We start from the raw sequence: 13,690 nt of genomic DNA, 5'->3' as shown, positions 1-13,690 counted from the left end.
GCAATCAGCGGAGAATTCCCCACACTGATTGCAAGGTACATCAAGCGAAATTTTTAGAGATTAATTACTGATTTGGGGAAGTTCTCTCATTTCCACCGATGTTTGATCGCCACACAATGGACAAAGTAGATCATCTGTAGCAAAATCCTTTCTCATCCAGCCATTGCATGAATTACATGCGTATACTTCCATACTCATCAAGACTTCTTCTGGTTTTTCTTCTGCACCTTTCCGATTAAAAAACATGTGAATGCCCCCTTTTTTCTTTATTATTGCCAGTGCATCCAATATTTATGTAATAGGAGGGTTTTTTCTTGTATTAATAGCACTTATTTATGGTTATTACCAATCTTATTGGTTAAAGCAAGTTCTCAGATAACTATTAGTAAAACTTTTATTATACTAGACAGCTGAAGTATGAATAAATGAGCCAATCCAGCTTGCTTATTAACCAAAATCTAAATATATCACCCAAAGCTTGTTATAATTAGCCAAAATTTGAGTTTATTAGCCAAACTCTCCCCTTTCTTCATTATTCACAAATAAAAATAATATTGCCCCTAACACTATGAAGTACAAATTTCTATCAACTCTATTTTTAAAGCTAAAAACTATGATAAAATGTAGGGAAATGATTGTAAAAGGAGTCGCAAATGTCTACAAAATTATATTATTCCACACCATATGAAACAAAATGGTCTACCAATATAGAAGATATTATCGAAACAGATAATAAAATCTATGTGACTTTACAAGAAACTGCCTTTTATCCAGAAGGAGGAGGACAGCCCGCAGACACTGGTACAATAGATGGGATTGATGTATTAGATGTACAGATTAAAGGCAATAAAATTTATCACCGCGTTGAAAGAAAACCAAAAAGCAAGCATGTGGAATGTGAATTAAATTGGAATAGAAGATTTGATCATATGCAACAGCATACGGCTCAGCATCTTATATCTGCTGTGTTAGAGGAACAATACAGTATTCCGACAGTGAGCTTTCATTTAGGAAAGGATTACACTACGATTGATGTGGATACATCCGAATTAACTACAGAGCAAATCGATAAGATTGAACATATTTGTAATACATATATTATGACCAATTTAGAAATCAAAACGTATTTTACTACACATGAAGAAGTGAACAAATTCCCATTAAGAAAACTTCCAAAAGTAACAGGGGCTATACGAATCGTTGAAATTGATGGAATTGATTTTTCTGCATGTGCTGGAACACATGTACAAAGAACAGGTGAATTAAGCAGCTTTAAAATAATAAAGACGGAAAAACATCGTGGGCAGACGAGAGTGTTCTTCCTCAGTGGATGGAGAGCCATTTATGACTATCAAACTTCACAATCGATACTAGACGGTTTAAGCAATCATTTTAAAACGAACAAACAGCAACTTCATGATCGTATCAACAAGCTAGAATTAGAGAAAAAAGCTGTGAACCGAGAATTAGAATCACTTAAAGCAGAGAATAATGCGTTTCATGCAGAGCAAATCCTTGCAGACCATAACGAAAAAATTATCTTCCTTCAGTTTGAAGAGAAAACAATGAAAGACTTATCTACACTAGCTAAATATTTACTTCAAAAATCTAGCCATATTATTCTATTTAGCTCTGAAATAGACAAAAAACTACTCCTACAGCATAATGGTGACTATTCCCTTCATTGCGGGAAGCTCCTTCGGGAAACCATCCAAGAATTCGAAGGGAAAGGCGGTGGAAATGAAGTACTAGCACAAGCTACTTTCCCTTCCATTCAGCAATTACAGGCAGGTTTTCAAAAAATAAAAGAAACTTTACTAAGCAACCTATAATAAAAAAAGTCGATGACAAATAGTGAATCTGTCATCGACTTTTTTCAATTAATGTAAAATCTTTCGCTTTCGATTTTCTAGCATTATGGCAACTTTAATCATAAAATAGCTAATCTCTTCTGGGAGTTCTTCTTTAATCGGTTTTAGTTTTTCCATGCCTATTTTTCGAATAACATCTACAATCTTCATTTGATCTTCTGGCTTAAGAAATTGAGTCCAATCAACCTCCAGCTCTTCTTCTCCACATCGTAGTAAATGATTTTCTACTGTTTGCAGATTTAATTCTCTTTCTTTCGCAATTTCCTTTAATGATAATCCACTTTTCCATAAATCTAACGTTACTAAATGGGAGTTTTCCACGCTTTTTTTTGTTTGTTTTTCCCTTTTCGTTGACACTGTATTATCGCGTTTTGCTGCATTAGAGAAATCAGGATAGTCGTTTTTGAACTTGATGATATGTTCTATCATGATATCTCCATATTTTTGCAGTTTATGATCACCAATTCCTTTTATTTCGCTAAACTCATCCTGTGTTACAGGCATTGTAATGGAGATATTTCTTAACGTTTGATCGGAAAAAACAACAAAAGGAGGAACATTTTCTGCTTCTGCCAGCTGTTTTCTAATACGTCTCAGATACTCGAATAAAGCGTTATTTTCAGATACTTTCACCGTCACGACTTGTTCTTTTCGTTCGACTGCTAATTTACCGAGAAGAACTTCTTTTCCCTTTTTGGAAACTTTTAATATTGGCATCGCACCAGAACTTACATCAATATATTGTTCAGAAATTAAAAATTCAATAAAATCACTAATTTCCTTTGCTGATTGCTCTTTCATCAGGCCATAGGTTTTAATACGATCTAAATGAAAATCCATTAATTTCTTGTTTTTGGAACCAGTCAATACTTGAGCAATCATCGTTTTTCCAAATCGCTCTCCCATTCTAATCATGCAAGACAGTACCTTCTGAGCATCGACTGTTACATCAATTACATTTCGTTCATCCGTACAGTTGGAGCATTGGCCACACTTTTCCGTATGTTCTTCCCCAAAATAATGTAAAATATATTCTTGCAAGCAATCTTCCGTATGACAAAAATTAATCATAGATTGTAGTTTATCAATGTCTTGCTTTTGTTTATCCGGATCAGGTATCGTCTGATCAATTAAGAATCGCTGAATGCGAATATCCTGTGCAGAATATAACAATATGCACTTACTCGGCAATCCGTCACGCCCTGCTCTTCCCGCTTCTTGATAATAGCCCTCCATGTTTTTTGGAAGCTGATAATGAATAACATATCTAATATTACTTTTATCAATTCCCATACCAAAAGCATTTGTCGCAATCATAATCGATATATCATCTTTTATAAATGCTTGCTGCTCAGCTTCCCTTTGAAAATCACTCATCCCTCCATGATATTTCGAAACAGAATATCCCTTTTTCGATAGGCGATCATAGAGCTTTTCTACCTCTTGTCTTGTTGCTGCATAAATAATGCCTGACTCCTCTTTATTTTTCTTTAGAAAGGATTCAAGAAATTTTCCTTTGTCCTGACCTTTTATGATAGAAAAGGATAGATTATCACGAGCAAATCCTGTCTTAACAGTATTTTCCCAAGGTATATTTAATAATTGGCATATATCCTCATGAACTTTAGGGGTTGCCGTCGCTGTTAACGCTGCAACAAGTGGAATTTCAGGTAATTTATTGATCATGTAGCCAATTTTTGCATAGCTTGGTCGAAAATCATGACCCCATTGTGAAATACAATGAGCTTCATCCACTGCAATAAATGAAATGGTAACTTCCTTCAAAATATCCATAAAATAATCTGCTTCTAGTCGTTCCGGTGCAATATAAAGTAATTTATAATGTCCATTTTTGATATCAAAAACTCTTTCCTGCACTTCTTCATTATGTAACGTACTATTGATGAAAGTAGCTGGAATACCCACTTCGGTTAATGCATCTACTTGATCCTTCATTAATGAAATCAATGGTGAAATAACAACCGTTAATCCTGGGAAAAGCATTGCAGGTACTTGATAACAAATGGATTTTCCTCCACCAGTTGGCATTATCCCTACAACATTCTCCTTATTTAATAAAAGCTGAATAATTTCAGCCTGTCCTTTTCTAAAATCTTCATATCCAAAGTATTCTTTTAAAATACTACGGGCTTTGTTCATCATCATATATAGTTCCCCACTTTTTCCGATCATTACTTTAAGACATTGTACCATTAATCGATCAAATTTTGAATGAATGAATAGGGATTCAAGTGCTTGGTCAGCGTTACTTACAAAAACATGCCTCTTAAGAAAATGGATGTTTTTGTTAATAGGCAGCCTGAATATCTTCGATTCCCAAACTCAGGCTGCCATTTATACCGTTAATTTAGCTTTTAAAATCTAAAGAAAGTTAATATTTTCTATCTTATAGCCAAGCAGCTCCAACGATGATTAATAGAATGAATAATACAACGATTAATACAAATCCATTACCGAAACCACCACAAGATGCTACTGGAGCCGCTGCAGGTGCAGCATAACCGCATCCACAAGAATTATAACCATATCCACCATAACCGTAACTCATTTATAAAACACTCCTTTTTCAATCTTACTTAATATGCAAAACCAACATAACTAGAACCTACAATTATTAATAAAATGAATAGCACTACTAGTAGAGCAAATCCTCCACCAAAACCAGCTGCTGGACCACCACTCATTTATTCCACCTCCCTCATACACATAAGCATCATATGAGTCTAGAGATTGTCCTGTTTGGGCGCTTGCAAAAAAAGATAAAATTAGTTTTTATTATGTAGGAAGATTCCTTCCTTAAAGGAATCTTTCTGCTTGTTTTATCAAAAGAAAGGAATAAAGGCCAATGCAGCAATTAATCCTAACGAAACTCCTATTGCTGCTGCACCCCAGCCCCAACCCCAACCCCAGCCAGGTCGATAACCACGTCTATACCCATATCCAAAACCACCATAACTTCTACGGTTTCCCCCAATTGGTCTAACATAGACTTTATTTGGAGTAACTCTTTCGATTATTCCAGTATGAACCTCTCCACTATGAGTACGAATACGAACACATCTTCCAACACCTTTAGAACATTGATGATAAAAATTATTACCAGACATTTATCACACCTCCAACCTTAATCCCTAATATCCTATGTACAAGTCTAAAAAAAGTATGGACAGCTATCTTGATGAGGGTGCGGATTTTCATCAATATTTAATGAAAATATATTAAATGAAAAAATTCCACTTGTAAGTTGCATATTTGTTACTTGAAAAGGTTAGTTAAAAAAGAGAAGTGTGCATATTCCTCAAAAAAAATGCAAATAATTTAGTGTAATTTCTTAAGTAGCGGGTTTCAAAACATTTAAGGGAAAAGGAGTTTTTTAATATGCTAGAAGCAGCAATGTGGGGAGCAATTGCAAGCTTTTCATTACTTGCAGGTTCTGTCACAGGATTATTTCTTTCCATTCCAAAAAGAATTATAGCCTATTTTATGGCTTTGGGAACAGGAATTTTAATAGGTGCCTCTTCCTTTGAGCTTTTAATAGAATCTGTACATAAAAGTGGAATGTTTACTACTGCTATCGCATTTTTAGTAGGAGCCTGTTTATTTACCATCATTGAAATTTTTCTTTATCAAAAAGGCGGTTCTAATCGGAAAAGATCACATAAAAATCCGGAAGGGCATTCTGGTTTAGCGATCTTTGTTGGTACATTAATGGATGCTATTCCAGAATCCATGATTATCGGTCTTAGCTTGTTATATGCACATAAAGTAGATTTTCTTTTTTTAATTGCGATTTTCATCAGTAACTTTCCAGAATCTTTATCTTCAACAGTAGGGTTTAAAAAAGATCAATATTCAAACAAAAAAATTCTAACACTTTGGAGCAGTGTAATTATCATTTCAGCTATTAGTAGCTCAGTAGGGTATTTATTTTTAGAAAATGCATCCCCTACTATGCTCTCTAGCATACAGTCATTTGGGGCTGGTGGATTAATTGCGATGGTTTGCTCCACTATGCTGCCTGAAGCATTTGAGAAAGGAGGACCTACCGTAGGATTTGTTGCGTGTGTAGGATTAATTTTTTCATTAAGCATGAGTCATATAGGATAGCAGCTGTCGAAAAACATGCTAAATAATGTTTTTCGACAGTTTTACTAGTTGTGTTTCAAACAAAATCAGCATTACTTTGCAATTGAACTTGATGCAGCTACATGTAAAGCAGGATCTTTCGCTTTTCCTTTTTTCTTAGGATAAATATATAAGTTAAGTGCACCAACAAAGAATGCTCCTCCGACAATGTTACCAATTGTAACTGGTATAAGGTTGTGCAATGCATTTGCAACGGTAATTGTTTCAGGATGAGGAACAATTAGAGAAATGGAGAAAAGAGCCATATTTGCCACACTGTGCTCATAGCCTGAAATCATAAAGGAAAAAACAATTAATAATGTTGCTATTATTTTCCCAACATCTCCTTTAATATTCATTGGTATCCAAATAGCTAAACAAACTAACCAGTTACAGAGGATGCCTCTAATAAACAGTTCTAGCGTTGTTGCACTCATTTTTGAATTGGCTACATCCATAAGCCAAGTTGTTTTGGGAGCTAAGCTAAATAATCCAGAGTAATAGATTAATAAAGCAAAAAACAAAGCACCAACTAAATTACCAAAATAAGTAGTAACCCAATTATAAATCGTATCCTTCCAACTAGTTGCTCCAGACAAGGTACTCATTGCAAAAGCCATGGTGTTCCCAGTAAATAATTCTCCCCCACCATATGAAATAAGTACAAGGGCTATTCCAAAAAACAAACTAGTCATCATATACGTTGCAGGCGAATGAACATCAAAAAAGGGTTGTGCTAAACGATAACATAGCATTAAAGCAAATCCGATGTATATTCCTGCTAAAATCGCTTTTACAAAATAGCGGAAAAAGGATTCATCAATTGTTTCTTTCTTTTTCATCGCATAGTTGATTGCTTTATCGATTGGGTGTATATCCATTGTAATACCTTCCTTTCTGTATATAATAATTATACAAAAGGAAAAATAAATTACATTGTGAAATTATGAACATTTTTCAACAATTCATTCATTCCGAAAAAAGAACACCCAATACTATTTTGAGCAAATGAAGCTATATATTATGTAATTTTCCTAGACACACTACCATAGCATAGTATTTTTGATTAATGTGTCGTAGTTGTTAATTTATTGTTCTGTTGAATTGCTACAGAAAACTGCGATCTTGGCTTTGTAAAGCTAATTTTGATACCGGATTTTTTCATTTTATTCACCAAATCAACTAGCTGTTTTTTAGCCATAATAACGACTCCTTTACTTCACATAATAGTTTTAGTGTACTAGAAATTTATGAAGAAATTATGAACAAATCATAAATAAATTTAGACATTATTCTTGTTGCTTTATAGAAAAGCCTAAAACAAGATAATACGTTGTACTTTATACATTCTATCCACGAAAAGAAAACCCTTTATTTTTTGATTATTTTTTACCCTATCCACCTATTATCATAAACATGTTTGTTTTTTTCCATCAGACATATTTCATATTTTTATATATCAAATTCTTATACTGCCTCTTGCATCTTAAGCTCAATTGAAATTAGATGTACTGTCTGCATAAAAGATTATATTCATTTACTCCTGCAATTCACCAATCATTTAGTAGATAGAATATAAAGAAAGAACATATTTGATATGTAAGTTTTACGAGTATGAGTAAAATGTTTGTGGGGGAATAAATATCCTTTTTGTATAGTTGGGGGACGAGTCCCCCAACTATACAAAAAGGCCACCAAGCGAGAGCGCGGTAGCTGGAAAAAATTAAGCATTAAAAAAGAGAGCTTCCTTTTGTAAAGTAGAGTTTGCCTAAAACACTACGAAAAGGAGAGGCTCTCATGAATGAATGTAACATAAAATTACCATCATTAAAAGAATTGGAAAAAACTTTATTTCGAACGCTACAAAATACGTTTCAAGAAATCCTTGTTCAAACATTAGAAAATTGGGATCTAGAGATTGCCCAGCAACGAGATAAAAGAAGATTTGCTTTACGAGATAAACGAGATATACGATTAGAGACAGCTTTTGGAGCAGTGGAGCTGAAGCGTAATTATTATTTCGATCGTGTGACCAAAAAATATATTTGTCTATTAGATCACTATTTACAGTTTCAGGGGAATAAGGGATTTAGTCCGCTACTAGAAGAATGGGGGTTAGAACTAGCGACGAATGGCTCCTCCTATCGAAAGGCTGTGGAAACCTTAGAACAGTTTTTAGGCTATTCGGCGATGAGCCACGAAGCATTACGGCAACATCTTCTTCAAACAAACGTGCATCCAGTTACGGAAAAACGTCCCTTTCAAAAGGTCTTGTTTGTCGAAGTAGATGGATTATATGTGAAGAGCCAAGAAAAGAAAAAGCGTGGATGGGAGTTGAAATTCGCCGCTGTACACGAGGGATGGAAAGAAAACGGAAAGCGAGTCAGGCTCCGAAATAAAAGGCATTTTCTTTATGAAGGAAAAGAACCCTTTTGGGAAGCCTTTGAAACGTTCTTACAGAATAATTATGCGTATGATCCTACCCAAACCTTGCTTATTATTAATGGCGATGGAGCAGGCTGGATAACGGCATGTCGGGAGTATTTTCGTGAACGCGCCTTTTTCACCATGGATCGTTTTCATGTAGCTCGTTCGATGAAACAGCTAATGAAGAGCCATCCCCGATACCGCTACATGAAAATAGCGTTAAAAAACTACCAGGTAGAAAAATTACTTCTAGAGTTGAATAGTGCAGTAGGAACAATGGAAACACCAGAAGAAGAAGAAAAACTAGAGCATTTACTTGCATTTTTGACGCATCATCAGGAAGCAATAAAAGATTATCGTATTTGGTTAGAGGAGAAGGATGTGAACACCGAAGCTTATCGTCCGATGGGAAGTGCAGAAGCAATGATGAATCAATTAGCCAAACGATTAAAAAATGGAAGAGCATGGAGCAAAGAAGGGGTCATGAGCATAGCACGATTATGGATTGGACTAAAAGATGACCTATCCATCCAAACGATATTTGGTAAATGGGAAAAAGCCACGGAAAAATCAAAGAAAGAGCATCGACCGAACAGAAAAATATCAACAAAATTAGTAACAGAAACCGTGCGTCAGAACATTCCATACTTAAATCAGGCGATTGGAAAACCCATTCACTTTGCATTACAGGCATTAAAAGGTTTTTAAAAAAGAAAATAACGAAATGTTGATGAAAGAAAACATTTAGAAAACGGATACAAAATTAGAAGTTTTACTTTATAAAAAGGGAGCTATAAAAAACTCCCACAAAAACTTGACTCAATCGTTTTACGAAAATAATTCGCGATTCTATTTTAAAAATGGTATAATTTGAAGGATATTGTAGTTTGGAGGATTTTAAATGATAACAGTTACGAATGTAGGTCTTCGATATGGTGATCGTAAATTATTTGAAGATGTTAATATTAAATTTACACCAGGAAATTGCTATGGATTAATTGGAGCAAATGGTGCTGGAAAGTCCACTTTCCTAAAAATTCTTTCTGGTGAGCTAGAAGCACAATCTGGAAATGTTTCTTTAGGGCCTGGGGAAAGACTTGCTGTTTTAAAGCAGAACCACTTTGAATACGAAGAGCATGAAGTGCTTAAAGTAGTAATTATGGGCCATGCTAGATTATATGAAGTTATGCAGGAAAAAGATGCTATTTATATGAAAGAAAATTTCACAGATGAAGATGGGATGAAAGCAGCTGAACTTGAAGGAGAATTCGCAGAACTAAACGGTTGGGAAGCAGAATCAGAGGCTGCAATTCTTTTAAAAGGTCTAGGCATTGGCGAAGATCTTCATTATAAGACAATGGCTGAATTAAATGGTTCCGATAAAGTGAAGGTCTTACTTGCACAAGCTCTTTTCGGTGAACCAGATGTTCTTCTACTAGATGAGCCTACTAACCATCTTGATATAAATGCGATTAAGTGGTTAGAAGAATTTTTAATTAACTTTGAAAATACTGTAATCGTTGTGTCCCATGACAGACATTTCTTAAACAAAGTTTGTACACATATTGCCGATTTAGATTTTAGCAGAATACAAATCTATGTTGGAAACTATGATTTCTGGTATGAGTCCAGTCAATTAGCTTCTAGAATGGCAAATGATGCAAACAAGAAGAAAGAAGAGAAAATCAAGGAACTTCAAAACTTTATTGCTCGATTTAGTGCAAATGCTTCTAAATCTAAACAGGCCACTTCTAGAAAGAAATTGCTTGATAAAATTTCGTTAGATGACATTAAACCATCTTCAAGAAAATATCCATATGTTGCCTTTACACCTGAGCGTGAAATCGGAAATGACTTATTAAGAGTAGAAAACTTATCAAAAACAATTGATGGTGTAAAAGTACTTGATAATGTAAGCTTTATTATGAATAAAGATGATAAAATTGCGCTTGTTGGTCCAAATGAAATTGCGAAAACAACTCTTTTCCGGATTTTAGCAGGCGAATTGGAGCCAGATAGCGGCACTTATAAATGGGGAGTTACCACTTCTCAAAGCTATTTCCCAGCTGAAAACTCGGAGTATTTTAGCAATGATGATGCTACACTTGTTGACTGGCTACGTCAATATTCTCCAAATGACCAAACAGAAAGCTTCTTAAGAGGATTTTTAGGTCGTATGCTATTCTCAGGAGAAGAAGTATTGAAAAAGCCTAGTGTTTTATCCGGTGGAGAAAAAGTTCGTTGTATGTTATCTAAAATGATGCTAAGTGGAGCAAATGTTCTTCTTTTAGATGAGCCTACTAACCACTTAGATTTAGAATCCATCACGGCTTTAAATAATGGTTTAATCAATTTTAAAGGTTCATTAATTTTCACTTCTCATGACCACCAATTCGTATCAACGATTGCTAATCGTATTTTGGAAATTACACCTAGTGGACTTGTTGATAAACAAATGAATTATGATGAGTATTTAGAAGATGCAGATTTGCAAAAAAATATTGCAGCTATGTATAAATAATAAGAAAAAACCGGGATTCCCGGTTTTTTTTCTTATCACTCTAATAAAGTGAGGTATGATCTAGTAATATTTGCGTATAAATAGACAAATCCTATCAAAAAAGGACCAGAAAATTTCATTCTGCTCCTTTTTTATATTAACGTCTGATTGTTCTTCTTTTCATATAATAAATAAAGAATAAAGCCAACGGAACAATAAATACGATTCCTGGAAACGAAGATTTCTTCTCTTCCGTTACCGCTTCTTCGGAAATATCTTCTTTAAATGTTTCCTCTGCTGGCATCACTTTTGCTAATTGTATCGATTGTAGGATATCCCCATTATCGTTTTCAATCATTAATAGACCAGTCGAGGATATTTCTTCCTCTCCCTTTGTCCGTGCAACTGTAATCTTTTCCTCTTTCATTGTTTCATAGGTTGTCCCATTAACAAAAAATGACTTTCCAGCAGGAATCACCTTATGTGCATATTGGTTAAAACCAAAATCAAATAACTCCTTGGTATCATTATATACATCCCGCTTATAATTCCCTTTTAATACAATAGCAATTAAATGTAACTCTCCATTATCTGCAGTTGTTGCCAATGTTTGTTTCGACTCATTTACAAATCCAGTTTTTCCACCAGTAACATTATCATATGGTCTAGACCCATTTACCATTTGATGATGACTAACGAGTGTAGTATCCCAAGATTGGCCATCCCACTTTAATTCATTTGTTCCAAATATTTCTCTAAACGTCTCATTTTGCATGGCATATTGGGTAATTAATGCTAAATCATTAGCAGTTGTATAATGATCTTTATGAAAAAGACCATTTGGATTTTTGAAGTTTGTGGAATGAACATTTACTTTTTCTTTTAAAAACCGATTAATATTCCTTTCAAAATCACTAATAGAACCATCAAGATGTTCTGCAATGGCCACTGCTGCGTCATTTCCAGAATTAATTAACATTCCATCAATTAAATGTCTTAAGGTTACTCGTTCTCCTTTTTCTAAGTAAACTCTTGTCCCTTCCGTTGAATAAGCATTCTCACTAACTGTAATGACATCATCCATATTGCCTTTTTCCATTGCATATATCGCTGTTGCTATTTTTGTTAAACTCGCAGGATACATCCTCTCATATCCATTCTTTTCATATAATACTGCTCCCGTATCACTATCTAATAAGAATGCTGCCTCGCTTACTAGTTCCGGTTCCCTATTATCTTTGGCTTGACTTATTGTAGGAAGACTTAATAGTAGTAATACGAAACAGATCGCAATGATCGTTTCCCTCATTTTCCCCCACCTATTATTTTTCTATGTTCAAATACCAAGACTATTGTACCAAATAAATTAGAATAATAAAGGACATATGGAATTTTGTCACAAAATTGAAATCCTTTTGTATTTTTAACAATATAGATTCACCTATACGTATCATTAGAAAAAAGCGCTATTCACTTGATAAACCTCTAAAAAAAGCTGCTGCATTTTTCTTGATATTTTTACCGATCTCCATCAAGAAAAGGAATACTGCCATTAAAAATGGTAGGAGATAATAGCCGACACGATACAAAAATAGGACAATAAGCATCTGCTCTGACTCTACACCTAATGATTCAATCCCCCATAAGAATATTAATTCAAAGGAACCCATTCCTCCTGGGATCATGCTGATAATGCCTGTACATGCAGCAACTAAAAATACCAAGAAGAAATCCCCGACAGAGACCGGAAGAGCAATTAGTTTTGCGATAAAATATAAATATGCAAACAAGAAAATCCATTCTAACAGCGACACACATATTAAACCAATAATTTGTTTTCGATCAAAAACAAAGCTATGTAATTTCGCTTTCTTATAACTAACGAGCAAAACAGGAAATATTAACCCCACAATAATAATGGCAGCAAATATCCAAATATGTTCTTCTATCAAATTTAATCTTCTACTATATAAAATAGCAATCCATGCCAAAATACTGATCCCTGTTAAATAAAATAAAGTTACAACAGCAATACCTTTAAATAACTTCTTTCGATCGGTTTCATATTGCTTGTAAAAAAAGTTACGTAAAGCAATACCTATTAGTCCACCAAAACCAATTAAATTGGAAATAGAATTGCTTATAAATGAATATTTCCCTACTTCTACAAAGGGAATATCCTTCTTTAAATGCTTTACAAGAAAAAAATCATAAAAAAACATTGGCAAAGTTGCCATGAATCCACCTAATACAATATAAAACAAGCTATGAATAGGAATTATCTGTAAGTAAGCATAAATAAGGTGCATATCTGTTGAAACAATCATATTCTTTATTTCTCGTAAAACGATGATAAATATGACAATTGGTAGGAGTATCTTAGCCATATTAATCCAGATTTCTTTCTTACTGCTTGACATATTTACCACCTCTTACATTTTGTTTGATTAATTCTAGTAATTGAGACCTAAAATTAATCATACCTTAAATATAATGAAAAAGAAAAGAAACTTTTTTTAAACTTCCTTCTTAATAAGAAATCGTTTCTTTCTTATCAATAGTATGGTCAAAATGTAAGTCACTATTCTATTAAAAGGAAAACTTCTCCTCTTCTTCTATTTTTACTGTATGAATTTTTTACTTCCACACACTATTGTATAACAGTTGCTCGTAATTATAAAAAATATATATAACAGATATATATACTATTTTTTCACTCCATCTCCTTCTCCCATCCTAAAATCCG

12 protein-coding genes and 1 pseudogene are annotated in these 13,690 nt (G+C 34.0%); 4 read left to right on the top strand and 9 right to left on the bottom strand.

Annotation, left to right across the window (positions count from 1 at the left end; all coding sequences use genetic code 11):
• Nucleotides 1-60: 60 nt before the first annotated feature.
• Nucleotides 61-246 (bottom strand): cold-inducible protein YdjO-related protein, encoded by a 186-nt coding sequence (locus AB3U99_RS12225; RefSeq protein ID WP_031536551.1) that lies wholly within the window; start codon nucleotides 244-246, stop codon nucleotides 61-63.
• A 407-nt stretch (nucleotides 247-653) separates the two neighbouring features.
• Between AB3U99_RS12225 and AB3U99_RS12220 the strand changes: the two genes are divergently transcribed.
• Entirely contained in the window at nucleotides 654-1,832 is a 1,179-nt protein-coding gene (locus AB3U99_RS12220) for a DHHA1 domain-containing protein (RefSeq protein ID WP_400247887.1), read from the top strand.
• A 48-nt stretch (nucleotides 1,833-1,880) separates the two neighbouring features.
• Here the strand turns inward: AB3U99_RS12220 and recQ are convergent, their stop codons facing one another.
• The 4 genes and pseudogenes from recQ to AB3U99_RS12200 form a co-directional block, all read right to left on the bottom strand.
• A complete protein-coding gene (gene recQ / locus AB3U99_RS12215) occupies nucleotides 1,881-4,034 on the bottom strand; it encodes a DNA helicase RecQ (RefSeq protein WP_400248053.1) in 2,154 nt (717 codons plus the stop codon).
• Between the two features lie 244 nt (nucleotides 4,035-4,278).
• Nucleotides 4,279-4,356: pseudogene (locus tag AB3U99_RS12210) on the bottom strand (YjcZ family sporulation protein); the annotation flags it as partial.
• Nucleotides 4,357-4,468: 112 nt separating this feature from the next.
• Nucleotides 4,469-4,576 (bottom strand): YjcZ family sporulation protein, encoded by a 108-nt coding sequence (locus AB3U99_RS12205; RefSeq protein WP_084668742.1) that lies wholly within the window; start codon nucleotides 4,574-4,576, stop codon nucleotides 4,469-4,471.
• A gap of 138 nt (nucleotides 4,577-4,714) precedes the next feature.
• A complete protein-coding gene (locus tag AB3U99_RS12200) occupies nucleotides 4,715-4,999 on the bottom strand; it encodes a hypothetical protein (protein WP_400247886.1) in 285 nt (94 codons plus the stop codon).
• Between the two features lie 271 nt (nucleotides 5,000-5,270).
• On the opposite strand from AB3U99_RS12200, the gene AB3U99_RS12195 reads away from it, so the two are divergent.
• Nucleotides 5,271-5,999: a ZIP family metal transporter gene (locus AB3U99_RS12195; RefSeq protein ID WP_400247884.1), complete on the top strand. Its 729-nt coding sequence runs from the start codon at nucleotides 5,271-5,273 to the stop codon at nucleotides 5,997-5,999.
• Between the two features lie 71 nt (nucleotides 6,000-6,070).
• Here the strand turns inward: AB3U99_RS12195 and AB3U99_RS12190 are convergent, their stop codons facing one another.
• Both AB3U99_RS12190 and AB3U99_RS12185 read right to left on the bottom strand, forming a co-directional pair.
• Nucleotides 6,071-6,898 (bottom strand): formate/nitrite transporter family protein, encoded by an 828-nt coding sequence (locus AB3U99_RS12190; protein ID WP_400247882.1) that lies wholly within the window; start codon nucleotides 6,896-6,898, stop codon nucleotides 6,071-6,073.
• A 185-nt stretch (nucleotides 6,899-7,083) separates the two neighbouring features.
• Nucleotides 7,084-7,218, bottom strand: coding sequence for a hypothetical protein (locus tag AB3U99_RS12185; protein ID WP_312095735.1), 135 nt, complete (start codon nucleotides 7,216-7,218; stop codon nucleotides 7,084-7,086).
• A 596-nt stretch (nucleotides 7,219-7,814) separates the two neighbouring features.
• On the opposite strand from AB3U99_RS12185, the gene AB3U99_RS12180 reads away from it, so the two are divergent.
• The gene (locus AB3U99_RS12180) at nucleotides 7,815-9,152 is read left to right on the top strand and encodes an ISLre2 family transposase (protein WP_400247880.1); all 1,338 of its coding nucleotides are present in this window, start codon (nucleotides 7,815-7,817) and stop codon (nucleotides 9,150-9,152) included.
• 193 nt (nucleotides 9,153-9,345) lie between these two features.
• A complete protein-coding gene (locus AB3U99_RS12175; protein WP_400247878.1) occupies nucleotides 9,346-10,965 on the top strand; it encodes an ABC-F family ATP-binding cassette domain-containing protein in 1,620 nt (539 codons plus the stop codon).
• Nucleotides 10,966-11,101: 136 nt separating this feature from the next.
• Here the strand turns inward: AB3U99_RS12175 and AB3U99_RS12170 are convergent, their stop codons facing one another.
• The gene (locus tag AB3U99_RS12170) at nucleotides 11,102-12,253 is read right to left on the bottom strand and encodes a D-alanyl-D-alanine carboxypeptidase family protein (RefSeq protein ID WP_400247876.1); all 1,152 of its coding nucleotides are present in this window, start codon (nucleotides 12,251-12,253) and stop codon (nucleotides 11,102-11,104) included.
• 157 nt (nucleotides 12,254-12,410) lie between these two features.
• Nucleotides 12,411-13,364 (bottom strand): lysylphosphatidylglycerol synthase domain-containing protein, encoded by a 954-nt coding sequence (locus tag AB3U99_RS12165; RefSeq protein WP_400247875.1) that lies wholly within the window; start codon nucleotides 13,362-13,364, stop codon nucleotides 12,411-12,413.
• Nucleotides 13,365-13,690 lie beyond the last annotated feature (326 nt).

Source organism: Niallia tiangongensis, assembly GCF_044704065.1.
GTDB classification, from domain to species: domain Bacteria; phylum Bacillota; class Bacilli; order Bacillales; family Cytobacillaceae; genus Niallia; species Niallia tiangongensis.
The sequence above is the reverse complement of the archived record's forward strand: the minus strand, read 5'-3'. Positions and strand labels throughout refer to the sequence as shown.

Bases quoted from the DNA above. Each gene is read 5' to 3' on its own strand.
- AB3U99_RS12225 (WP_031536551.1), bottom strand. From the start codon at position 246: ATGTTTTTTAATCGGAAAGGTGCAGAAGAAAAACCAGAAGAAGTCTTG.
- AB3U99_RS12220 (WP_400247887.1), top strand. From the start codon at position 654: ATGTCTACAAAATTATATTATTCCACACCATATGAAACAAAATGGTCT.
- recQ (WP_400248053.1), bottom strand. From the start codon at position 4,034: ATGATGAACAAAGCCCGTAGTATTTTAAAAGAATACTTTGGATATGAA.
- AB3U99_RS12205 (WP_084668742.1), bottom strand. From the start codon at position 4,576: ATGAGTGGTGGTCCAGCAGCTGGTTTTGGTGGAGGATTTGCTCTACTA.
- AB3U99_RS12200 (WP_400247886.1), bottom strand. From the start codon at position 4,999: ATGTCTGGTAATAATTTTTATCATCAATGTTCTAAAGGTGTTGGAAGA.
- AB3U99_RS12195 (WP_400247884.1), top strand. From the start codon at position 5,271: ATGCTAGAAGCAGCAATGTGGGGAGCAATTGCAAGCTTTTCATTACTT.
- AB3U99_RS12190 (WP_400247882.1), bottom strand. From the start codon at position 6,898: ATGGATATACACCCAATCGATAAAGCAATCAACTATGCGATGAAAAAG.
- AB3U99_RS12185 (WP_312095735.1), bottom strand. From the start codon at position 7,218: ATGGCTAAAAAACAGCTAGTTGATTTGGTGAATAAAATGAAAAAATCC.
- AB3U99_RS12180 (WP_400247880.1), top strand. From the start codon at position 7,815: ATGAATGAATGTAACATAAAATTACCATCATTAAAAGAATTGGAAAAA.
- AB3U99_RS12175 (WP_400247878.1), top strand. From the start codon at position 9,346: ATGATAACAGTTACGAATGTAGGTCTTCGATATGGTGATCGTAAATTA.
- AB3U99_RS12170 (WP_400247876.1), bottom strand. From the start codon at position 12,253: ATGAGGGAAACGATCATTGCGATCTGTTTCGTATTACTACTATTAAGT.
- AB3U99_RS12165 (WP_400247875.1), bottom strand. From the start codon at position 13,364: ATGTCAAGCAGTAAGAAAGAAATCTGGATTAATATGGCTAAGATACTC.